Annotated in this window: 19 protein-coding genes and 1 tRNA gene; 10 read left to right on the forward strand and 10 right to left on the reverse strand. The window is 69.4% G+C overall.

The window, feature by feature from the left end; all coding sequences use genetic code 11:
• The first annotated feature begins 16 nt into the window (after positions 1-16).
• From AWB94_RS26395 to AWB94_RS26405, 3 genes are read left to right on the forward strand one after another with little or no spacing between them, the layout of a single operon-like run.
• The gene (locus AWB94_RS26395; RefSeq protein ID WP_062655332.1) at positions 17-901 is read left to right on the forward strand and encodes a carbohydrate ABC transporter permease; all 885 of its coding nucleotides are present in this window, start codon (positions 17-19) and stop codon (positions 899-901) included.
• Entirely contained in the window at positions 888-1,700 is an 813-nt protein-coding gene (locus AWB94_RS26400; RefSeq protein WP_062655333.1) for a carbohydrate ABC transporter permease, read from the forward strand. Before AWB94_RS26395 ends, AWB94_RS26400 begins: the two co-directional genes overlap by 14 nt.
• Positions 1,697-3,007 (forward strand): extracellular solute-binding protein, encoded by a 1,311-nt coding sequence (locus AWB94_RS26405; protein WP_062655334.1) that lies wholly within the window; start codon positions 1,697-1,699, stop codon positions 3,005-3,007. Before AWB94_RS26400 ends, AWB94_RS26405 begins: the two co-directional genes overlap by 4 nt.
• Here the strand turns inward: AWB94_RS26405 and AWB94_RS26410 are convergent.
• Positions 3,004-3,825 carry a CbiQ family ECF transporter T component gene (locus AWB94_RS26410; protein WP_062655335.1) on the reverse strand — a complete coding sequence of 274 codons (822 nt, stop codon included), beginning with the start codon at positions 3,823-3,825 and terminating at the stop codon, positions 3,004-3,006. The two genes, AWB94_RS26405 and AWB94_RS26410, sit on opposite strands and share 4 nt — an antisense overlap.
• Positions 3,822-5,846 (reverse strand): DUF2232 domain-containing protein, encoded by a 2,025-nt coding sequence (locus tag AWB94_RS26415; RefSeq protein ID WP_062655336.1) that lies wholly within the window; start codon positions 5,844-5,846, stop codon positions 3,822-3,824. Before AWB94_RS26415 ends, AWB94_RS26410 begins: the two co-directional genes overlap by 4 nt.
• 105 nt (positions 5,847-5,951) lie before the next feature.
• Here AWB94_RS26415 and AWB94_RS26420 point away from each other — a divergent pair, with 105 nt between their 5' ends.
• Entirely contained in the window at positions 5,952-6,401 is a 450-nt protein-coding gene (locus AWB94_RS26420; RefSeq protein WP_062655337.1) for a MarR family winged helix-turn-helix transcriptional regulator, read from the forward strand.
• 14 nt (positions 6,402-6,415) lie between these two features.
• Complete coding sequence (locus tag AWB94_RS26425) at positions 6,416-7,651, forward strand: MFS transporter (protein WP_062655338.1); 1,236 nt, start codon at positions 6,416-6,418, stop codon at positions 7,649-7,651.
• A gap of 3 nt (positions 7,652-7,654) precedes the next feature.
• Here AWB94_RS26425 and AWB94_RS26430 read toward each other — a convergent pair whose 3' ends face one another.
• Complete coding sequence (locus AWB94_RS26430; RefSeq protein ID WP_234811893.1) at positions 7,655-8,746, reverse strand: esterase-like activity of phytase family protein; 1,092 nt, start codon at positions 8,744-8,746, stop codon at positions 7,655-7,657.
• Positions 8,743-9,453, reverse strand: coding sequence for a VIT1/CCC1 transporter family protein (locus tag AWB94_RS26435; protein ID WP_062655339.1), 711 nt, complete (start codon positions 9,451-9,453; stop codon positions 8,743-8,745). The genes AWB94_RS26430 and AWB94_RS26435 overlap by 4 nt, the downstream gene beginning before the upstream one ends.
• 100 nt (positions 9,454-9,553) lie before the next feature.
• Here AWB94_RS26435 and AWB94_RS26440 point away from each other — a divergent pair, with 100 nt between their 5' ends.
• Positions 9,554-11,524, forward strand: coding sequence for an acyl-CoA dehydrogenase family protein (locus AWB94_RS26440; RefSeq protein WP_062655340.1), 1,971 nt, complete (start codon positions 9,554-9,556; stop codon positions 11,522-11,524).
• Here the strand turns inward: AWB94_RS26440 and AWB94_RS26445 are convergent, their stop codons facing one another.
• Positions 11,525-14,575: an MMPL family transporter gene (locus tag AWB94_RS26445; protein WP_062655341.1), complete on the reverse strand. Its 3,051-nt coding sequence runs from the start codon at positions 14,573-14,575 to the stop codon at positions 11,525-11,527. It lies immediately after the preceding gene.
• 103 nt (positions 14,576-14,678) lie between these two features.
• Between AWB94_RS26445 and AWB94_RS26450 the strand changes: the two genes are divergently transcribed.
• The gene (locus tag AWB94_RS26450; protein WP_062655342.1) at positions 14,679-15,251 is read left to right on the forward strand and encodes a TetR/AcrR family transcriptional regulator; all 573 of its coding nucleotides are present in this window, start codon (positions 14,679-14,681) and stop codon (positions 15,249-15,251) included.
• A gap of 68 nt (positions 15,252-15,319) precedes the next feature.
• Here AWB94_RS26450 and AWB94_RS26455 read toward each other — a convergent pair whose 3' ends face one another.
• Positions 15,320-15,799, reverse strand: a complete 480-nt coding sequence (locus tag AWB94_RS26455; protein WP_062655343.1) for an LppP/LprE family lipoprotein — start codon at positions 15,797-15,799, stop codon at positions 15,320-15,322.
• A 79-nt stretch (positions 15,800-15,878) separates the two neighbouring features.
• On the opposite strand from AWB94_RS26455, the gene AWB94_RS26460 reads away from it, so the two are divergent.
• A complete protein-coding gene (locus AWB94_RS26460; protein WP_062655344.1) occupies positions 15,879-16,550 on the forward strand; it encodes a cutinase family protein in 672 nt (223 codons plus the stop codon).
• Between the two features lie 55 nt (positions 16,551-16,605).
• Here AWB94_RS26460 and AWB94_RS26465 read toward each other — a convergent pair.
• A tRNA-Asn gene (locus AWB94_RS26465) sits at positions 16,606-16,681 on the reverse strand.
• A gap of 146 nt (positions 16,682-16,827) precedes the next feature.
• Here AWB94_RS26465 and AWB94_RS26470 point away from each other — a divergent pair.
• Entirely contained in the window at positions 16,828-17,079 is a 252-nt protein-coding gene (locus AWB94_RS26470; protein ID WP_036396134.1) for a hypothetical protein, read from the forward strand.
• On the opposite strand, the gene AWB94_RS26475 is transcribed toward AWB94_RS26470, so the two are convergent.
• From AWB94_RS26475 to AWB94_RS26485, 3 genes are read right to left on the reverse strand one after another with little or no spacing between them, the layout of a single operon-like run.
• Entirely contained in the window at positions 17,076-17,369 is a 294-nt protein-coding gene (locus AWB94_RS26475; protein ID WP_062655345.1) for a DUF7155 family protein, read from the reverse strand. The two genes, AWB94_RS26470 and AWB94_RS26475, sit on opposite strands and share 4 nt — an antisense overlap.
• Before the next feature lie 50 nt (positions 17,370-17,419).
• The gene (gene dnaG, locus AWB94_RS26480; protein ID WP_062655346.1) at positions 17,420-19,330 is read right to left on the reverse strand and encodes a DNA primase; all 1,911 of its coding nucleotides are present in this window, start codon (positions 19,328-19,330) and stop codon (positions 17,420-17,422) included.
• A gap of 20 nt (positions 19,331-19,350) precedes the next feature.
• A complete protein-coding gene (locus tag AWB94_RS26485) occupies positions 19,351-20,619 on the reverse strand; it encodes a deoxyguanosinetriphosphate triphosphohydrolase (RefSeq protein ID WP_062655347.1) in 1,269 nt (422 codons plus the stop codon).
• A gap of 32 nt (positions 20,620-20,651) precedes the next feature.
• Here AWB94_RS26485 and AWB94_RS26490 point away from each other — a divergent pair.
• Positions 20,652-22,585, forward strand: a 1,934-nt coding sequence (locus AWB94_RS26490; RefSeq protein WP_085122531.1) for a TPM domain-containing protein, incomplete at its 3' end; no start/stop codon positions are given.

Below are 22,585 nucleotides of genomic sequence, written 5' to 3' on the forward strand. Positions count from 1 at the left end.
AGCTTAGGCTGACGACATGAGCACAACGGGAGCGCGGCGGCCGCGACGCTCCACCGTACTGGGGTACGCGCTGGTAGCGCCGAGCCTGTTCGGGGTACTGACCTTCCTGTTGTTGCCGATGCTGGTGGTCGCCTGGCTGAGCCTGTACCGCTGGGACCTACTGGGCCCGATTCGCTTTGTCGGCCTGGACAATTGGCAGTCGGTGCTGACCGATCCGTCGTTCGCCACGTCGTTGTTGGTGACGGTGGCGTTCATCGCGATGGTGGTGCCCACCCAGACCGTGTTGGGTCTGGCCGCCGGCGCCATGCTCGCCCGCGGGCTGCCCGGCACCGGATTCCTGCGGACGCTCTATGTGCTGCCCTGGATCTGTGCGCCGCTGGCCATCGCGGTGCTGTGGCGCTGGATCCTGTCCCCCACCGACGGCGCGCTCAGCACCGTCACCGGACGCCACATCGAGTGGCTCACCGATCCGGGCCTGGCGTTGCCGGTGGTCTCGGCGGTGACGGTGTGGACCAATGTCGGTTACGTGTCGCTGTTCTTCCTCGCCGGCATCCTGGCCATCCCGCGGGATGTGCACGCCGCCGCCCGCACCGACGGCGCCACCGACTGGCAGCGGTTCCGGTACATCACGCTGCCGATGCTGCGGCCCACCCTGTATTTCGTGTCGGTGACCGGGGTGGTGAGTGCGGCGCAGGTGTTCGACACCGTGTATGCCCTGACCGGAGGGGGTCCGCAGGGCCGCACCGACCTTGTCGCACACCGCATCTACGCCGAGGCCTTCGGCGCGGCCAGCATGGGGCGGGCCGCGGTGATGGCGGCCGTCCTGTTCGTGCTGCTGGTCGGTGTGACGCTGGCGCAGCATTTCTACTTCCGCAGCCGGGTGAGCTATGACCTTACGTAACACCCTGATCCACGCGGGGCTGGCGGTGGGGGCGCTGATCACCTTGGTGCCGTTCCTGCTGGGGCTGATGACGTCGTTCACCTCGGCCCGGCAGTTCAATACCGGCTCACCGCTGTCGTTCCCGGCTCCGCCGACACTGACCAACTACGCCGCACTCGGGGATGCCGGGTTCGGGCGCGCTCTGGTGGTCACCGCGCTGGTGACCGCCACCGTGCTGCTGGGCCAGTTGACGTTCTCGGTGCTGGCCGCCTACGCCTTCGCGCGGCTGAGCTTCCCGGGCCGGGACGCGTTGTTCTGGGTGTACCTGGCGACGCTGATGGTGCCGGCCACCGTGACGGTGGTGCCGCTGTACCTGATGATGGCCGAGACCGGCCTGCGAAACACGTTCTGGGCGTTGGTGTTGCCGTTCCTGTTCGGCTCCCCGTACGCGATCTTCCTGTTGCGGGAACACTTCCGCGGCATCCCCACCGACCTGATCCACGCCGCGCGGCTGGACGGCGCCACCACCCTCGACGTGCTGGTGCATGTCGTGATCCCGGCCAGCCGGCCGATCCTGGCGACGCTGGCGATGATCACGGTGGTGTCGCAGTGGAACAACTTCATGTGGCCGCTGGTGATCACCAGTGGCCCGCGGTGGCAGGTGCTGACGGTCGCGACGGCGGGCCTGCAGTCCCGCTACGACGCCCAGTGGACGGTGGTGATGGCGGCAACGACGGTGGCGGTCGTGCCGCTGCTGGCGCTGTTCGTGGTGCTGGGCCGGCAGCTGGTCCGCTCGATCGTGGTGACGGGGCTGAAATGAGGCTGCGGTTCTCCACCTGGGTGGCCGCCGGCGTCACCGTGGCCGGGGCGCTGCTGCTGGTCGCCGGACTGCTGTTGGGCCGGACCTCCGACTCCGGGAAGACGGTGATCACCGTGCGGCTGTGGGACGAGCAGGTGGCGGCGGCCTACCGGCAGTCCTTCGCCGAATTCTCCCGCCGCCACCCCGATATCGCGGTGCGGGTCAACGTGGTCGCCTACGCGAACTACTTCACCACCCTGCGCACCGATGTCGCGGGCGGCGGAGCCGACGACATCTTCTGGTTGTCCAACGCCTACTTCGCCGGCTACGCGGACAACGGAAAGCTGACGCCGATCGTCCCTTCGCCCGACTGGGATGCGGCCACCATCGCGCAGTTCACCCGCAACGGAACGCTCTGGGGGGTACCGCAACTCACCGACGCCGGGATCGCGGTGTATTACAACGCCGACCTGCTGCAGGCCGCCGGGGTCGATCCGGCCACGTTGGACGGCCTGCGCTGGTCCCCCGGCGCGGACGACACGTTGCGGCAATTGTTGGTCCGGCTCACCGTGGACCAGTCCGGGAACCGGCCCGACAGCCCGGCGTTCGACCCGCGCCGGATCCGGCAATGGGGGTACAACGCCGCCAACGACATGCAGGGCATCTACCTCAACTTCATCGGGTCGGCCGGCGGCAGCTTCGCCGACGGGGACCGGTTCACCTTCGCCAACGACGCAGCCGCCCGGGCGTTCGCGTACCTGGTACGGCTGATCAACACCGACCATGTCGCACCGTCGGCCGCCGACACCAACGGCAACGGCGACTTCTCCCGCAACCAGTTCCTGGCCGGGCGGATGGCGCTGTTCCAGTCAGGCACCTACAACCTGGCGACCGTCGCGACGCAGGCGCCGTTCCGGTGGGGTGTGGCGATGCTGCCCATCGGACCGGCCGGGCGGGTCAGCGTGACCAACGGGATTGCGGCGGCAGCGAACTCGGCCACCCGGCATCCCGCGGCGGTACGCGAGGTGCTGGCCTGGATGGGCAGCCGCGAGGGTAACGCCTTCCTGGGGGTCGACGGCGCCGCGGTCCCGGCCGTACTGAGTGCGCAGCCGGTGTACTTCGAGCACTGGCGGCGCCGCGGGGTCGACGTGGGGCCGTTCTTCTCGGTGCTGAACGGACCGCGGATCGAAGCCCCCGGTGGTGCCGGATTCGCCGCGGGTTATCAAGCGCTGCAGCCCTATTTCGACGAGATGTTCCTGGGCCGGCTCGCCGTGCCCGACGCGCTGACGCAGGCCGAGCGGGCGGCGAACACCGCCGCCGCGCGCTAACTGGTGGCCAGGAACGTGAACGCTTCCAGGTAACCGGCCAGCCCGCATACCACGGCGATGGCCGCCAGCGCGACATAGTCGGCGGCGTGCGGGCGCGACGGATAGGCCGAGATCTGGCCCGCGCCACCACGCGCGGTGATCGCATCGCCCATCTCGTCGGCGCGGCGCAGTGACACCGTGACCGCGGCGGCCAGCAAGTCGACCAGTTCGGCGGCCCACTGCTTGCGGCGGGCACGCCGGGACTCGGGCCGCTCGCGGGGCCGCAGCCGGCGGGCGGCGTAGAGCACGCTGAACTCGTCGATCAACATCGGAAACGCCCGCAGCGCCAACGCCAGGGTGACCGCCCAGTCGTCCACGGGTAGCCGGAACAGTCGCAGCGGCCGGCCCAGCGTCGAGACCGCGGGGGCGACCTCGGCGACGTTGGTGGTCCACGACACCAGCGCGCCGAGCCCGAGCAACACCAACGCCACCGCCGTGATGCGCAGGAAGTTCAGCAGCCCGCCCAGGCCGAATTCCGTTCCGGCGACGGTGAGATACGGCTCGCCCGCCGCGAAGGCGGCGGTCACCCCGCCGAGCGCGACGATCAGCCACAGCGCGGCGGGAACCGAGGGCACCGCGCCCCGCGGGATGCGGGCCAACACGGCGGTCACCAGGACCACCACGGCGACGAAGGCGATGGGCACCCAGCCGGGATAAAAGGTCAGCAGCACACCGAGCGCGGCCACCGCGATGAGTTTCGTTCCGGCCCACAGCCGGTGGATCACCGAATCGCCGGGCACCGGCCGCAGCAGCACCACCGGCCGGCGGGGCCCGCTCACGCCGCACCTCCCGAGGCGCTCGACGCGGCGGGGACCAGTTGTCCGTCGCGCAGGTGCAGCGTCCGCGGGCACAGCTCCTCCAGGCCGTCGAAATCATGCGAGATGACCACGACGGTCAGGCCGTCGCGGCGCAGCTGCTCGAGCAGACGCAGCAGGCCGCGGGCGCTGGCGGCGTCCAGGCCGGCCAGCGGTTCGTCGAGAATGATCGCCCGCGGTGACCGCGCCAGCAGCCCGGCCAGCACCACCCGGCGCATCTGTCCGCCCGAGAGCTGGTCGATACGCCGCGACGCCAGGCTCGCTTCCAGGCCGACTGCGGCCAGGGCCGCTTCCACCCTGGCCCGCTCACGTGCGGAAAATCCGGCGGCCGAGGCGATCTCGCGGTCGACGCGGCCGCGCATGAGTTGCAGCCGGGCGGCCTGGAAGGACAGCGCCACCGCGCCGACCTGCTCGGACACCGGGCGACCGTCGAGCAGGCAACTGCCGGTGGTCGGTACCGTGAGCCCGGCCATGATCCAGGCCAGCGTCGATTTGCCGGATCCGTTGAGACCGTGGATCAGCACGCCGTCGCCCTCGTTGACCACCAGGTCGATATCGCGCAATGCGCTGTTCTCCCACGGGGTGCCGGCGGCATACCGGTGGCCCACCCCACGCAGTTCCAGTACCGGGGTGTCGCCGTGAGGGGCCGCGGCACCCCTGGGCACCGTCGCCGCCTGCACCATCTCCGAACCGCCGGCCAGGTTGACGGCGCGGTCGGCGGCCTCGGCTTCCTCGTTGTAGTGGGTGATGTGCACCAGCGACATCTGGTGGTTGCGGGTCAGCCCGGTCAGCACGGCCATCAGGCCGTCGCGCCCATGCTGATCCACCATGCTGGTGATCTCGTCGGCGATCATCAGCGCGGGTTCGCGGGCCAGCGCGGCGGCCACGGCCAGGCGTTGCAGTTCGCCGCCGGACAGGCCGCCGGTGTCCCGTTCGGCCAGCCCGTCCAGGCCGACCTCGGCGAGCAGCCGCGGCACGTCGGTCTCGGTGCCGGCGGGCAAACCCCACACCACGTCGTCGGCGACCCGGGTACCCAACACCTGACTCTCCGGGTGCTGCATGATCACCGCGGTGCCGCCCGGCGCGCCGAGACCGACCGCACCCGGCCGCTCGACGGTGCCGGCGGTCGGCTCCCGGCCGGCCAGCACCAACATCAACGTGGTCTTGCCCGAGCCGTTGGCACCGGTGATCGCCACGTGTTCGCCCAGCTGCACCGTCAGCGATACCGGGCCCAGCGCATTGCGGTCGGTTCCCGGATAGCGGAACACCACGTCGTTCAGCCGCAGCGGCACCGGCGCGACGGATCCGGTTTCGGCGGGCACGTCCAGCTTGTGCACATCGGGCACGCCCGCCAGCCGGGTCAGCACCCGCGACAGCGCCCACCAGCCGATCAGGCTGACGAACATGATGGCGACGACGCCGTAGCCGCCGATCAGCAACGGCCAGTACCGCAGCGCGGTGGCGAACAGATCGGTCAGCCGGGGCGCGATGTCCTCCATGCCGGGGATGCGGCCCAGAATCCGGGCCGTGCCCTCGACGTTGGCCGTCATCGCGTCGAACACCAACTGGCGCAGCCGCGACGCGACGGCCAGCGCACCCACCACGAGCACGGCGAAAACGGCACCGGCGACCACCGACACCAGCATGGCGGTGGTCAGGCCACGGCCGCGACGTTTCACCGCGCCGGTCAGTCCGCCGATGTAGGCGCAGTTCAGCACCGTCATCAGGCCGCCCATCCCGGCGATGAGGAAGGCAATGGTGGCCCCGGCGATCGCGGCGGCGATGAGCACCTTGAAGCGGTAGCGGTAGGCGAGCAAGCCCATCGGCACGGTGCCCAGCACCGACAGGCCCGCGGCGAATGGGACGACCACCGCGATGATCGCGATGGCCGCACACAGGGCCGCCATCACCGCGGCCTGCGCCAGCTCGTTCGGTTTCAACGATCCGGCCCGCCGAGGGGTGCGGGTCGGGCCGGTAGCGGGCATTTCACGATTCTGCCAGGCGACCCGGGTGCTTCCCGTCGCCGCACTGTGACGGTCCCCACCACCGGCCTCATCATCTACATAGTGAATCTATGTAATCATGGTGGGGTGACTCGCCAGGAAACGACCACCGCGTTGGGTGCTGACCTGCTGTCGGTGGTGGCGCGGCTGAACCGGCTGGCCAACCAGCGGGTCCGGATGCCGCTGCCGTTCGCACAGGCCCGGTTGCTGTCGACGATCGAGGACCAGGGCGCCGCCCGGATCTCCGATCTGGCCGCCATCGACCACTGCTCCCAGCCCACGATGACCACCCAGGTGCGCCGCCTGGAGGACGCCGGCATGGTGTCGCGGGTCGGCGACCCCGGTGATGCCCGGGCCGTGCTGATCAGCATCACCGACAAGGGCAGGGCCACCCTGGCCCGGGTACGCGCCGACCGCGGCGCGGTCATCGACCCGTATCTGAACCACCTCGATGATGCCCAACGGCAGACGTTGACCGACGCGGTCGTCGTGCTGCGCGAACTGCTGGCGGTCGCGCGTCAGTCCCCCGACGAATAGGAGTTCTCCCCGCCATGTGGCGTCAACCGAAAGCAGTGTGGGCCGTCGCCTTCGCGTCCGTCGTGGCGTTCATGGGTATCGGCCTGGTGGACCCCATCCTCAAGCCGATCGCCGACAACCTGAACGCCTCGCCGTCGCAGGTGTCGTTGTTGTTCACCAGCTACATGGCGGTGATGGGCGTGGCCATGCTGATCACCGGCGTGGTGTCCAGCCGGATCGGGCCGAAACGCACGCTGCTGGTGGGGTTGGTGATCATCATCGCCGGCGCCGGACTGGCCGGGATGAGTGACACCGTGATGGGCATCGTCGGCTGGCGCGCGCTGTGGGGCCTGGGTAACGCGCTGTTCATCGCGACGGCGCTGGCCACCATCGTCAGCTCCGCGAAAGGCTCGGTGGCACAAGCGATCATCCTCTACGAAGCGGCCCTCGGTCTGGGTATCGCGGTGGGCCCGCTGGTCGGTGGCGTGCTCGGCGGCATCTCCTGGCGCGGTCCGTTCTTCGGGGTGTCGGTGTTGATGGCGATCGCCTTGGTGGTCACGGCGTTGCTGTTGCCCGCCACCCCGCCGCCGGCCCGCTCGACCTCGCTGGCCGACCCGTTCCGCGCTCTGCGCCACCGCGGCCTACTCGGTGTGGCCGTCACCGCGCTGCTGTACAACTTCGGCTTCTTCACCCTGCTGGCCTTCACACCGTTCCCGCTGGATATGGGCGCCCGTGAGATCGGCCTGATCTTCTTCGGCTGGGGTCTGGCGCTGGCGTTCACGTCGGTGGTGGTGGCCCCGCGGTTGCAACACCGCTTCGGCACGGTGCGGGTGCTGGTGCTCAATCTGCTGGCGTTCAGCGTGGTGCTGGCGGCGATGGCGGTCTGGACCGATCACAAGGCGGTGCTGGCCGCGGGCGTGGTGGTGGCCGGTCTGTTCATCGGCATCAACAACACCTTGATCACCGAAACCGTCATGAAAGCCGCACCGGCGGGCAGGAGCGCAGCGACCCGGGGAATCGAACCGGTGGAGAGAGGCGTGGCGTCGGCGGCCTACAGCTTCCTGCGGTTCGGCGGTGCCGCGGTGGCGCCCTGGCTGGCCGGGGTGCTGGGTGAACAGGTCAGCGCGCATCTGCCGTTCTGGGTGGGCGCGGGGGCCGTCGTGGCCGCGGCCGTGGTTTTGTTCGGCACGCGCGGTCACCTCGCCGGGGTCGACGCACCGGAGAGCGACCTCGATCAGGCCGAGGCGATCACCGTCGGCTCGGACAGCTGAGGCTCACAGCGCGAACGCCAGCAGCTGGGTCACCTGATCGGGCGAGAAATTGTCGTCGGTCACCATGACCACCGACTGACGGCCGTCGGGCAGCTTGGGCCCCAGGGTGATTCCCTCGACATTGTCGACCGAGTGCACCGTCGCCGAGAGGTCGTCGACCAGGCTCTTGCGCATCGGCACCGCACCGGCCGACGACGGCCGGCCCAGGATGTCGTCGGCGCCCGCGACACTGGCCCGGAAGATCCGCACCGACGTCCGGGTGCCGTGGCCGCGCTCGATGACCAGAAAGTCCTCGGCGTCCAGCGCCACCAGGTCGGACAGCCCGTTGTCGCCGCCCTCGCCGGAACTGACCGCGTCCAGGGGATAGGCGTACTGCGCCGTCGGCTGCCGGGTCACCGGATCGAGCCGGGTGATCCGGGTCAGCGCGCCGTGTTCGGCGGTGGGCACCGGTCCGTCGTCGAAGCCGGGGGCCTCCATCCCGGCCCACAGCGCGGTGCCGTCGGGAGCCAGCGTGAGCCCTTCCAGGGCCTGGTTCTTCCGCGGGCCGGCGTCGGCGGGCGACATGTGCAGTTCCGGCGGCAGGGTGAACTGGCCGTGGAAGGCACCGTCCAGGCCGGCGATGCGCACCCACGGATCGAGGAGCACCGGCGGAGTGTCCGGCTTGACGATCCGCTCCCCCTCGCTGGACCAGTACAGCTGCTTACGACGGGCGTCGAAGGCGATACCTTCGGGATCCGGTGGCACGCTGGTGGCCGACCGTCGCGGGAACGGCTTGCCGTCGGTGTTGAGCAGCGAGGTGGACCCGAGCAGGTCCACCCGCGCCAGGTTGCCCTCCGACAGCGCGATGCTCATGGTGTAGAACCGGGCCGGGTTCTTCTCCGACCGGTCATCGCTGATCACGTAGTACCGGTCGCGTCCGGCGTCGTAGGTGATGCCCGAGAGCCCGCCGACCGTCGTGTCGGCGAACAGCAGACCGTGCGCCAGTTCGATCTTGCCCAGGAACTCCAATTGTGAGGCCGGGGCCGGCGCGCCGGCACAACCCGCCAGCACCAGCACCGCGGTCAGGAGTAGCGCCAAGGGTTTCAGATCGGTCACCCGATGACGGTACCGATTACCGACCCGACCACATAGGTGGCGCCGATCGCAATAGCCCCAAACAGCAACTGGCGCAAGGACCCGAACCACACCCGTTGTTTGGTGATGAACGCGGCCAATCCGCCGGCGATCAGCAGGCCGATGCCGCCGCAGGTGAGGCCGGCCGGCAACGACTCGAAACCCAGCAGGTACGGGATCAGCGGAATGATCGCGCCGATCGCGAACATCAGGAACGACGAGACGGCCGCCACCCGCGGGGAGGGCTTCTCCGACGGGTCGACGCCCAACTCCTGGATCAGGTGGAAATTGATGGCCTTGCTCTCGTCGCCGTGCAGTTCCTCGGTGGCACGCTCGGCCGTGTCCCTGGACAGTCCGATGTTCTCGAACATGCCGATCAGCTCGGCTCGCTCCGCCCGCGGATTCACCGCGAAGGATCGGCGTTCGACGTTGACCTCGGAGTCGATCTGCTCGTTGGCCGTGGTCACCGACGTGTACTCGCCCAACGCCATCGAGAACGCACCGGCCAGCAGCCCGGCCACCCCGGACAGCACCACGGCATGCGCGCTGGCGCCGGCCGCCACGCCGGCGATCAGCGCGGTGTTGGAGACCAAGCCGTCCATCGCACCGAACGTTGCCGCACGCAACCAGCCGCCGCTCACGTCGGCGTGTGTGTGATCGCCGTCGTGCGGCAGCTCGACCTCGGCCATGGCTGATATTGAACGCGTCCGATGTGACACGTCGGAACTCAGGTGAGCCTGCGTTGCCAGAGTCACGTTTGTGGGACGCGTCGACGGGCTAAGTTCGGGTATGACCACCACCGCGGAACATCTGCGCAACACCCTCGACGGACGCTGGCGCGACGTCAAGGATGCGGTGCGCACCGAACTGTCCAACGAGATCTTCCGGCCGCACTACACCCCGAACACCGTGATCGCCCGCACCAAAGTGGGCGAACAGCTGAAGATCATGGCCGCCGCGGGCGCCGCCGAGGACGGCTTCCGCAAGGAGCATGGTGGCACCGGCGACGTCGGCGCGGCGGTCACCCGCATCGAGATGCTCGCCATGAGTGACCTGTCGCTGATGGTCAAGGCCGGTGTGCAGTGGGGCCTGTTCGGTGGGGCGATCGAGAACCTGGGCACCGAGCGCCACCACAAGGCGTATGTCCGCAAGATCATCGACCTGGAGCTGGTCGGCTGTTTCGCGATGACCGAGACCGGTCACGGCAGCGATGTGCAGGCGCTGGAGACCACCGCCACCTATGACCCGGCCACCCAGGAATTCGTCATCGACTCCCCCACCCCCACCGCCCGCAAGGACTACATCGGCGGTGCGGCCGAAACCGCCCGGGTGGCAGCGGTTTTCGCTCAGCTGATCACCCGTGGCGAGGGCCACGGCGTGCACTGTTTCGTGGTGCCGATCCGCGACGAGCAGGGCAACGACCTGCCCGGCGTCACCACCTCGGACTGCCATTACAAGGGCGGCCTGCCCGGCGTGGACAACGGCCGTATCCAGTTCGACCAGGTCCGGATCCCGCGGGAGAACCTGCTCAACAAGTACGCCGACGTCGCCGAGGACGGCACCTACTCCTCGCCCATCGAGAACCCGGGCCGGCGGTTCTTCACCATGCTGGGCACCCTGATCCGCGGCCGGGTCACCGTCGGCGGCAGCGCGGCCGCCGCGGCGCGGGTGGCGCTGGACATCGCGACGCGGTACGCGTTGCAGCGCAAGCAGTTCAGCGCCCCCGGCGACGAGGGCGAGGTGATCATCATGGATTACCTGGTGCACCAGCGCCGGTTGTTCCCGCTGATCGCCAAGTCCTATGCGCTGCAGTTCGCGCAGAACGAACTGGTGGCCAAGCTGCACGAGCTGCAGTCGTCGGATTTCCCCGACGCCGAGGAGCAGCGCGAACTGGAGGCGCGGGCGGCCGGGCTGAAAGCGGCCAACACCTGGCATGCCAGCCGGGCCATCTCCGAGGCCCGCGAGGCCTGCGGCGGCGCCGGTTATCTGGCCGAGAACCGGCTGATCGCGCTGCGCGGGGACATCGACGTGTTCACCACCTTCGAGGGTGACAACCACGTGCTGACCCAGTTGGTGGCCAAAGAACTGCTGACCGCCTACGCCGACGACATCAAGGGCATGAGCCCGGTGGAATGGGTCCGGTTCGCGGCGAACTTCGCCGGCGAGCGGGTGATGAAGCGCACCGCCGCCGAGACGATCATGCAGACCATCCTCGACACCCGCCAGGACAACGAGGAGGAAGGCAGCCTGTTCAACCGCGGCACCCAGGTCCAGATGTTCGAGGACCGCGAGGAGTACCTGCTGTCCACGGTGGCCCGCCGGTTGCAGGGCAAGGCCAAGGAGATGAGCGCCTTCGACGCGTTCAACGCCGTGCAGGACCACGTGCTGCACGCCGCCACCGCGCATATCGACCGGATCGTGCTGGAGGCCTTCGTCGCCGGCATCGACACCTGCGAGGACCCGACCGCCCGCGAGATCCTCGACCTGGTCTGCGACCTGTACGCGCTGACCATCATCGAGCAGGACAAGGCGTGGTTCGTCGAGCACCGCTTCCTGTCCACCGAACGCGCCAAAGCCGTCACCCGGGCCATCAACGACCGGTGCCGCAAGCTACGCCCACATGCCGAGCTGCTGGTGGACGGGTTCGGGATTCCCGAGAAGCTGCGCTACGCCGAGATGCTGCACCCCGAGCACATCCCCGACGCCGACGAGCACAAGGAGAAGGACGCCGTCAGCTCCGGCACCGTCGAACCAAAGTAGCTATCCCCGCCCGGGCCGGCTCGGCCACCAGATCCGGTCGCCGATCAACGCCATGGCGGCCGGCACCAGGATGGTGCGCACCAGCGTGATGTCGATCAGCAGCCCGACGCCGACGGTGAACCCGATCTGCAACAGGTTGATCACCCGGCCGCTCATCAACGCGAACATGGTGAGCGCGAAGACGACTCCGGCCGTGGTGATGACGCTGCCGGTGCTGCCGAAGCTGCGGATGACGCCCCGCACCATGCCGTCGGCGGACTCTTCGCGGATCCGGGCGGCGAACAGCATGCTGTAGTCGGCGCCGACGGCGATCAGCGCCATGAACGACACCGGGAACACCGACCAGTCGACGTCCACGCCGATCAGGTGCTGCCACACCAGCACGCTGATGCCCGAGGCGGCGCCGAAGGACAGCACGACGACGGCGACCATGAAGGCCGGTGCGGCGATGCTGCGCAGCAACACCATGAGCACCAGCAGCACGCCCAGGATGGCGACCGCACCGTAGACGGCGAAGTCCCGCCACACCTGGTCGCGCATGTCCGCCGACAGCGAGGCCAAACCGGTCGTGCCGAAATGCGCATCCTGCAGCGACGTTCCGTGGGCGGTCTCGGCGGCGGCCGGAGCGAGCTCGCGGGTGGCGTTCAGCGCCGCGTCGCTGTAGGGGTTGATCCGCCACACCACCAGCATCCGCGCGGTCTTGCCGTCGGACGCGAACAGCAGCTTCTGCCCTTCCTGAAAAGTCTTGTCGGAGAAGCCTTGTGCGGGCAGGTAGAACCCGGCGCCGGCGCCCGTCGTGGTGTGGGCGCTCAAGGTGGCCAGGTAGTCCGAGGCCTGGGTGAGCCCGTCGGTGAGCTGGCCGGTCAGCCCGACCACCTGGTCGACTCCGCTCTTGACCTGGGCCAGGCCGGCGGCCAGCCGGCTCATGCCCTCGTCCAGGCGATCCGCACCGCGCACCAGTTCGGCGAGCTGGGCATTGCCCTGTGCCGGCGAGCCGCCGGGCACCATGGCGGCCAACGTCTGCAACCGGGCGACGGCGTTGCGGATGGCGGGCTGAGCCGCCCGCACCTTGTCGATGGTCACCTGCGGCACCGCCGTCAGCCCCTGCACCTGGCGCAGGGTGCGGCTGACCGCACCGTCGGACAGCGCGTCCAGATCGGCCAGGTCGGTGCGGGCCTTCATGCACACCGGGTTGACGACGCAGTCCGGTCCGGGCACCGCGGTGAGCGCGGAGCCGAGCGCCGAACTGACCAACCGGCCGCCGTCGGCGATCTGCGCGTTGTCCGACATGGCCTGCAGGGCCACGTCGAGCAGACCGACCGAGGCGTCGAGATCGGCCAGGACTGCGGGCACGTCCAGCTCGCCGTCGGTGACCGTGCGCAGCGCGCTGCTGGCTTCCTGGTAACCACCGAGCACCTGGTGGGCCAGGGCCGTCACCGTCCTGATACCCGAGACCAGTTGCGGCAGTTGGGCATCGGCGGCGGCGGCACCGTCACGCAGGGAGGCGGTCCCCGACGCCAGCCGCTGCAGGTCGGGTGTCGCGGTGCCGATCCGGTCCCTGGCCTCGCCGAGCCGGCCGGCGACGACACCGGCCTGGTAGCCGACGGTGGTCTGTTCCAGCTGACTGCCCGTCGGCCGCGTCAGCGCGCGCACGTAGGCGACATCCGGCCGCCCGGCGATGCGCGCCGCGATGCGGTCCAGCACGGCGAGGTCGTTGGTGTTGCGCATGTCGTGGTCGGCCGACACGATCAGGTATTCCGGCGCCACCTCGTTGAAACCCCAATGGGCGTATGCCTTCTCGTATCCGGCCGCACTCTCGGTACGGTCCAGCTGCATGGCGTTCTCGTCGAAGTTGACCCGGAAGGTCAGCAATACCGAGGCCGCCGCGAGCAGCAACACCAGCGATGCGGCCGCCAGGGCGCCCGATCGCCGGATCATCGTGGCGCCGATGCGGCGCCAGCGTCGTTCGTCGAGCGGGCGCGGTTCGGCATGGCCGCGAGCACCCAGGATCGACAACAATGCGTACGGCAGGGTCATCGAGACGGCCAGGGCGATGACGATCGCGACGGCGATCGGCGGGCCGGCGGCACGGAACATGCCGAGCTGGGTGAAGCCCATCGCCGTGGCCGCGGCGGCGATGGTGAGCATCGAGGCGATCAGGATGCCGGACACCTTCTGCCCGGCCCGGGCCAGCGCATCCGGCACGGGCAGACCGCTGCGCCGGCCCTCGTGATAGCCGGCCAGGATGAAGATCGCGTAGTCGGTTGCTGCGCCGAGCAACATTGCCGTCATCAGCGCGATGGTCATATTGGACACGGTCATCACAGCGTGCTCACCCAACAGAGACACCACGGGCCGGGCCACCCCGAGCCCGACGCCGATGGTGAGCAGCGGGATGAGCGCGGTGACCACCGACCGGTAGACCACCAGCAGCACGGCGGTGATCAGCAGCACCGAGACACCGGTGATGATCAGCAGTGAGAAGTCCATGGCGCTGAACAGATCGGCCAGGGTGGGCGACGGCCCGGTGTAGTACATCTGCAGGCCGTCGGGTTTGGCCAGCGAGTGGATGACCTCACGGATGTTGACGGTGTTCTGGTGCGCCTTGGTGGAGCCGACGTCGCCGGTGGCGGCGACCAACAGGTTGATCGCCTTGCCGTCGGGGCTGAGCGCGACGCTGCGCAGCGCGTCGTTGCTGTAGGTGTCCAGGACATAGGCGACGTCGTCGGTGTCGGCCTGCAACTGGGCGACCAGTTGGTGGTAGGTCTGCACGTCGGCGGCGCCGATACCGTTCTCGTTCACCAGCAGCACGCTGCCGATGGCCGAGGAGGACGGCACGCCGAACTGCTGCGACATGTGCCGAAGTGTTTGCGCCGCTTCGATATTGCCCGGGATGAACGGGGCCGAATGCTCGGCGACGGTGCGCTCCAGTTGCGGGATGGCCAGGTTGAGCGCGCCGACGAGCACCACCCAGAATCCGATGACCCACCATGCGTGCCGTGCACAGAACCGGCTGAACCGGCCGAACGCCCTGCTTTCCCCGTGCGCCATCCGTCCCCCTCACACCCCTTGTAGACCAAATGGTCTACGCGTGGCGTGAGACGTTAGTAGACTGATCGGTACACCGCAATCATCCCCAGGTAGGAAATCTCGCATGCAGGCCCGTGACCGGCTGATCACCAGCGCCGTCGACCTCATCCGGCGCAACGGCGTCGCTGGTACCGGGCTCGCGTTGCTGCTGGAGGTGAGCGGAACCGCGCGGCGGTCGCTCTACCTGAATTTCCCCGGCGGCAAGGCCGAGCTGATCGCCGATGCCACCGCCACGGCCGGCAAGCTCACCGCTGCGGCGATCGACCGGCTGGCGGTCGACGGTGACCCGGCGACCGTGATCCGCCGGTTCGTCGCCGGCTGGACCGAGGCGCTGCGGGCCACCGACTTCACCGCGGGCTGCCCCATCGTGGCCGCGGCCCTGGGTCGCTCGGAGGCGGGCGCCGCCGCCGACACCGCGGGCGCGGTGTTCACCGACTGGGAACGCCGGTTGACGGGCCACCTGCAGGCAGCGCAACTGTCCCCGCGGGATGCCGCCGAGCTGGCCACCATGACCGTCGCCGCCGTCGAGGGCGCCATCGTGATGTGCCAGGCCACCAAGTCCGACGAACCGCTGCGCCGCGTCGAGGCGGGACTGGTGGAACTGTTCCGGCTGAAGACGCGCACCGCCCGCACCTGACCGCGACATTGCGGTTGTTGCGGCAAAAGTCGAGTGCAGCTCGCGATAACCGCAATCTCGCGACAGCGTCAGGCGTTCGGGATCGGATCCAGTGCCTTGAGCTTGCCGTCGTCGCCGATCTGGAAACGCACCTGGGCGATTCCGGTTGGGCAGCACGGCTTGTCGGCGCCCTGGCGCCATTGGTATTGCACCGTCGCGATCTTGTCGCCCAGCGGCACGACGGTGGTGTAGGGCCGCGGCCGCGGGGTCGGCGGGCCCAGCGGGGAGTTGCGGTCGAAGAACAACACCTGCACGGGGGCGTCCAACGCGGTGTCACCGGTGCCGACCACCACCCAGTGCAGCCGGCAGTCACCGGTATGGCCACTGGCGGTCTCATGCCAGCCGCTGCCCAGCCCCTGCACCGCCGTGGCGACCGTGTCCGCGCTCGGGCTGTCCTCGGTCTTACATCCGTTCGACGTGGACGGCCCGGCATTGGGCGGGCTCCAGCCGCACGACGCGGCGACCAGAGTGACCGAGGCGAGAAGCGGAAGGGTCCGCGAGAACCGCATGGCTGTGAGCTTACGGACGCGGCGGGCCGAAAACCGCGGGGCGCTACGCGCAGCGAACGCTGCCGGTAGCATCGCGCGCATGGGTACTCGCCATTTGCGCCGGTTGGCCGGTCGGTTCGTCGTCGCCGGCGCACTGACCGCGTCGACGCTGGCAACCGTCGCCACGCCGACCGCCGGCGCGCAGCCGTGCCCCGACGCCGAGGTCGTGTTCGCCCGCGGCAGCGACGAGCCACCCGGCGTCGGTGTCACCGGCCAGGCATTCATCGATGCCCTGCGCACCCAGGCCGCGGGCAAGTCCATCGGCGTGTACGCCGTGAACTATCCGGCCACCGGCGACTTCGACAACAAGGCCGTGTTCCCGGGCACCATGTTCGACGGTGTTCACGACGCCAGCGCACACATCCAGGCGACGGCCGCCAACTGCCCCAACACCAAGATGATCGTCGGCGGGTTCTCCCAGGGCGCAGCGGTGGCCGCCTACGCTACCGGCGACCTGCCGGCCGGGGTGTCCGACCGCGTCGCCGGGCTGGTGCTGTTCGGTAAACCGAGTGCGCCGCTGCTGGCCCACTACGGTGCGCCGGCGGCCAATATCGGGTCGCAGTACGCGGGCAAGTCGCTGGATCTCTGCGCCCCCGGCGATGCCATCTGCGACGGTTCGCAAGCCTCGGCGCTCTCGCCGCTGGCTCACGTGCTCTACCCGTTCAACGGGCTGACCACCGCGGCCGCATCGGCGGCGGCGGCCCGGCTGTAGCCGGGCGGAAACTGCCCTCAAAAGCACTGCGGCCAGCGCGCTCGCGCTGGCCTGCTGGCTCCCCCGGATGGACTCGAACCATCAACCGTCCGATTAACAGTCGGAAGCTCTGCCAATTGAGCTACAGGGGATTGAACCGAAAACAGACTCTAGCCTATGCGGGCGGCACGACTCGAATCGGCACGTCAGCGCCACTTTCGGAAGCCAGGATCACGTGCCCACAGCTACGTGAGGCAGGATGGACAACATTCTGCAGTGATCCGGGGAGGGAGTACACGTGTTCCGGTTCGTCTTCGTGCTGGGGGTCGGCTACGTGCTCGGCGCCAAGGCCGGCCGCCGGCGGTACGAACAGATCGCCGGCACGTATCGCGCCGTCACCGAAAACCCGGCGACCAAGGCCGTGCTGGATGCCGGCCGCCGCAAGCTCGCCGATCGGGTGTCCCCCGATCCGGCCATGGTCCGATTGACGGCGATCGACGCCGAGACGACGGTGCTCGAACCGCTGGACGAGACCGCCGAGAAGCGTTAACCGATGGGGACGTTCCAGGTCTGACCGGGAAGCAGCGGGCCGGAGTTGACGCCGTTGCTGCCCACCGAGATGCCCGGGCTGCCGAAACCGACGCCGCCACCGCCACCGGAGTTCGAGTAGGACAGGCACTTGCCGTCCTCTTTGTTACCGAACCACGCCAAGCACGCCGGCTGCGCCTGCACCGAGCTCTGGGAGCCGGCGGCCGACAAGGCCGCCAGCGGTGCCGCGGCGGCCGCGACCGCGAACGCGCCCACCACGACCAGACGCCGAGCTGAAATGTTCACCGGGATGCCTTTCTGATGGCTTCGTCGGACGCCTCACCATAGCGCGCGAGGACAGATCACGCAGTCATGTCGTCACCGCTGGCCTGCTCCAGCAGACTGCGGCGATAGGTTTCCATGGCCACCAGATCGCCGAACAGCGCGTGGTACTCGTCGCTGTTGTCCACCGGCGACATCCGCTGCAGCTTGGACTTCACCTCGGCGATCTGCCGGCCCACCGACACCTCCTGCAGCCGGGCCAACACCCCCGAGACGTAACGGACCAACTTCTCGTCGTCCTCGATGCGGATGGCCTCCACACCGAGTTCGTTGACCAGGTTCGCCCCCTCCGGGGTCTCCTGCAGGTCGCGCACCGCCTCGATCCACTGGACACCGGACAGCCCGGCCGATGTCCCACCCGCGGTGGCGATTGCCGTCCGCACGGCGGCATAGCCGGGATGGGTGAAGCTCTCGACGGTCAGCGAATCGAAGACGGGTCCGGCCAGCCCCGGATACTGCAGCGCCGCCTTGAGGGCTTCGCGCTGCGGCCGCAGCGTCGGATCGCGCGGATCGGGCCGGGTGACCGTCGGCCGCGGCGGGCGGACCGGGGTCTCGGACCGCCCGTCACGCCGGGCGCCGCCCTTGGGGCCCTTGCGCGCGGCCTCCTCCCGCACCCGGGAGAGCACCTGGGCCACGTTGTCCCAACCCACCCAGCCGGCCAACTGGCGGGCGTACTCGTCGCGCAGTGTCGGATCCTTGATCCCGGCGACCATCGGCACACACCGGCGCAACGCGGCCACCCGGCCCTCGGCGCTGTCCAGGTTGTGATCGGTCAGCGCGGTGCGGATGGCGAACTCGAACAGCGGGGACCGGCGGGCCACCAGGTCGCGCAGCGCGCCGTCGCCGTCGCGCAGACGCAGATCGCAGGGGTCCATGCCGTCGGCGGCCACCGCCACGAACGACTGCCCCGCCAGGTTCTGCTCCCCCTCGAACGCTTTCACCGCGGCCGCCCGCCCGGCCGCGTCACCGTCGAAGACGTAGATGAGCTCACCGCGAAAGAAGTTGTCGTCCATCATGAGTCGGCGCAGCATGGAGAGGTGCTCGTCGCCGAAGGCGGTGCCGCATGCGGCGACGGCGGTGGTCACCCCGGCCATGTGCATGGCCATCACGTCGGTGTAGCCCTCGACGACGACGGCCTGATGCCCCTTGGCGATATCGCGTTTGGCCAGGTCCAACCCGAACAGCACCTGGGACTTCTTGTACAGCACCGTCTCCGAGGTGTTGACGTACTTCGCCTCGATGTGGTCGTCGTCGAACAACCGGCGCGCGCCGAAACCGATGGTCTCCCCCGACGACACCCGGATGGGCCACAGCAACCGCCGGTGGAACCGATCCATCGGCCCGCGCCGCCCCTCCCGGGACAGGCCGGCGGCCTCCAGCTCCTTGAACTCGAATCCCTTGCGCAGCAGGTGCTTTGTCAGGGTGTCCCACCCGGACGGGGCGTATCCGCAGCCGAACCGCGCGGCGGCGTCGGCATCGAAGTTGCGGTCGATCAGGTACTGGCGCGCCGGTGCGGCCTCGGCCGACTGCAGCGCCTCGGCGTAGAACTCCTGGGCCGCGGCGTTGGCCGCGATCAGTCGGCTGCGGCTGCCCCGGTCGCGCTGCACGTTGGCGGTGGTGCCGCCGGTGTAGGTGACGGTGTAGCCGACCTTGTCGGCCAGCAGCTCGACCGCCTCGACGAAGCTGACGTGTTCGATCTTCTGCAGGAAGGCGTAGACGTCGCCGCCTTCACCGCAACCGAAGCAGTGGAAGTGGCCGTGATTGGGGCGGACGTGGAAGGACGGCGACTTCTCGTCGTGGAACGGACACAGCCCCTTGAGCGAGTCCACCCCGGCGCGGCGCAACTGGACGTAATCGCCGACGACTTCCTCGATGCGGACGCGTTCACGGATGGCAGCGATATCGCGATCCGCAATACGCCCCGAAGCCATCGGATCAGTCTAGAGGCCGCTCACAACGGCTTGCGCGAACGCGCCTCATAGACCCGTTCCAACCGGCTCTCGGTGTAGGACGCGATCTGGTCGACCACCACGCGCAGCCGCGACCCGTCGTCGGCGGCGGCCTCGAACTCGGCGGCGAACTGCGGGTCCAGGCTGCCCGGCGCCTGCGCCCACAGCACCAAGGCGACCTCCTCGACGAGCGTGCGCTGGTCGGCCTGGATCTGCAGGTGACGATGATCGGACATGATGAACTGCAGCGCCAACATCTTCAGCACCGCCACCTCGGCCCGCACCAAAGCCGGGACGGCCAGGTCGGTGTCATAGCGGCGCAGCGGCCCGTCCCCGGCGACCGCCCGGGTCTCGGTGATCGCGGCGTTGGCGAACCGGCCCACCAGTTCACTGGTCATGTTCTTGAGCCCGACCGACGCCGCCAAGGTGCCGTCGAACTTGCCGACCGCGGCCACCACCGGCACCTCCGACAGTCGCTGCGCGGCGGCCAGCAGATCGTCGTGGCTGACCGTCGGGAACGCTTCGGCGCCGAGCCGGGCCAGCGCGTCGGCGGCGTCGGCATCGGCGAGCACCCGCAGGTCGATACGCCCGGAGATCACCCCGTCCTCGACGTCGTGCACCGAGTAGGCGACGTCGTCGGCCCAGTCCATCACCTGCGCTTCCAGGCAGGTCCGCTCGGCGGGCGCACCGGCCCGCATCCATGCGGCCGCCTCGGCGTCGTCGTCGTAGAAGCCGAACTTCTTGCGCACCCCCTCCCGGAACCAGGGGTACTTCGTCACCGCGTCCAGGGCCGCGCGCGTGAGGTTCAGCCCCGCGGAACGACCATCGGGGTCAAGTATTTTCGGCTCCAGCCGGGTCAAGATGCGGAAGTTCTGGGCATTGCCCTCGAACCCGCCGAACGGTTTGGCGATCTCGTTGAGGGCGCGTTCACCGTTGTGCCCGTACGGCGGGTGGCCGATGTCGTGGGCCAGCCCGGCCAGGTCCACCAGGTCCGGATCGCAGCCCAACCCGACGGCCATCCCGCGGCCGATCTGGGCCACCTCCAGCGAGTGGGTGAGCCGGGTGCGCGGGGTGTCGCCCTGCCGGGGACCGACCACCTGGGTCTTGTCCGCCAGCCGGCGCAGCGCCGCGCAATGCAGTACCCGGGCCCGGTCCCTGGCGAAATCGGTGCGGTGCTCGGTCCCGGTTCCCGGCAGCGCGGCACCTTTGGGCGCCTCGATCACCAGGCGCTGCCTGTCGAGGTCGGTATAGAGATCGGTCACGGTGCCCACTGGCGGACAGTCTGCCAGCTAGATTTGCGGTCATGCGCCTCGCCCGCCTGCTCAGCATGATCCTCGCGATGCTGTCCGTCGGCCTGCTGCTGGCACCCGCGGGGCAAGCCAAGCCGCCGTTCCGGTTGCCCAGTCAAGTGGTCGACGGTGCGAACGCGCTCAGCGGCCAGGACCTCACCCGTGTCACCCAGGCCATCGACAAGCTCTACGCCGACCGGCATGTCCGGTTGTGGGTGGTGTACGTGGACACCTTCTCCGGCCAGGACGCCGAACCGTGGGCCCGGGCCACCCTGGAGGCCAGCGACCTGGGCAGCTACGACGCATTGCTGGCCGTGGCCACCACCGACCGGGCGTACGCGTTCCTGGCCGGCGGGGTGGCCGCCAGCAACGCCGAGGCAAACACCCTGCGGCGCAATGACATCGAGCCGGCACTGCACGACGGGAACTGGGCGCAGGCCGCCATCGCCGCCGCCGAAGGCCTCAACGCCAACGCCTCCGCGACAGAGCCTGCGTCGTCGTCCGGAACCGAGATGAACTGGGTCGGCTTGCTGGCCATCCTCGCGGTGATCGTGCTGGCCGTGGTGATCCTGGTGTTGTGGCAGCGTCGGCGTCGACGCAAGCGCCGCGCCGCGGACTTCGCGGCCGCCCAGCACGCCGACCCGACCGATCCCAACGCCTTGGCCGCGATGCCGCTCGAGACCCTGGACGACCTGTCCCGCTCGATCGTCGTGGACGTCGACAACGCGGTGCGCACCAGCGACAACGAGTTGACGCTGGCCGTCGAGGAGTTCGGCGAGAAGGACACCGCCCCGTTCGTGGCCGCGGTGGAGGCCGCCAAAACGACGCTGGGGCAGGCGTTCAACGTGCGCCAGATCCTCGACGACACCGTGCCCGAGACACCCGCGCAGCGCCGCGACTTGCTGACCCGGGTGGTGGTCGCCGCCGCCAAGGCCGACCGTGAACTCGAGGCCCAGCGCGGCGCGTTCGCCGCGCTGCGCGACCTGGTGATCAACGCGCCCACCCGGCTGGACACCTTGACCCAACAGATGGTCGATCTCAGCGCGCGGATCGGACCGTCGGAGCAGACCCTGGCCGGGCTGCACCAGCAGTTCGCCGATGCCGCGCTGACCTCCGTCGCGGGCAATGTCGAAACCGCCAAGCAACGTTTGGCTTTCGCCGACCAGAACATCACCAACGCCCGCAGTCTGGTGGCCCGCCCGGCCGGCAGCCAAGCGGGTCTGGTCGATTCGGTGCGTGCGGCCGAGTCCGCACTGGGCCAAGCCCGCACGCTGCTGGACGCCGTCGACAGCGCCGCCACCGACATCAACCGTGCGATCGCGGCGCTGCCCGCAGCGATCGCCGATATCCAGAACGGCATCGATGCCGCGGGAGCCCAACTGGCACAGGGCAATATCACCCAGGCCACCGCCCTGACGGCCGCGCGCGACGCCGCGGTGCAGGCCGTATCGGCCGCTCAGGGTACCGGCGGCACCGACCCACTGGGCGCCTTCACGAGTCTGAGCGCCGCCGACGCCGATCTGGACCGGCTGCTGGCCGCCGTCTCCGAGGAGCGCGAGACCACCGAACGGTTGCGCCGCGCGTACGGTCAGGCGTTGTTCAGCGCGCAGTCCCGGGTGCGTGGCGTCTCGGATTTCATCGACACCCGCAGGGGCAGTGTGGGCCCGGAGGCGCGCACCAAACTGGCCGAGGCGGTGCGCCAGTTGCAGGCCGCCCAGGACCGGCAGGCCAGCAACCTCGGTGAGGCGATCCAGTACGCCAACGGGGCGGCGACGCTGGCCGCCCAGGCGCAGTCATTGGCCAATGACGACGTGGCCGCCGCGCAGCGCCACTATGGCGGGTACGGCGGCGGGTACGGCAGTGGCGGATCGAATGCGGGCGCCGTGCTGGGCGGCATCATCATCGGCAACATCCTGTCCGGGGCCCTGCGGGGCGGGCTGGGCGGGAG

Origin of the sequence: Mycolicibacterium canariasense (genome assembly GCF_002101555.1) — a bacterium.
In the GTDB taxonomy this organism is placed as follows: domain Bacteria; phylum Actinomycetota; class Actinomycetes; order Mycobacteriales; family Mycobacteriaceae; genus Mycobacterium; species Mycobacterium canariasense.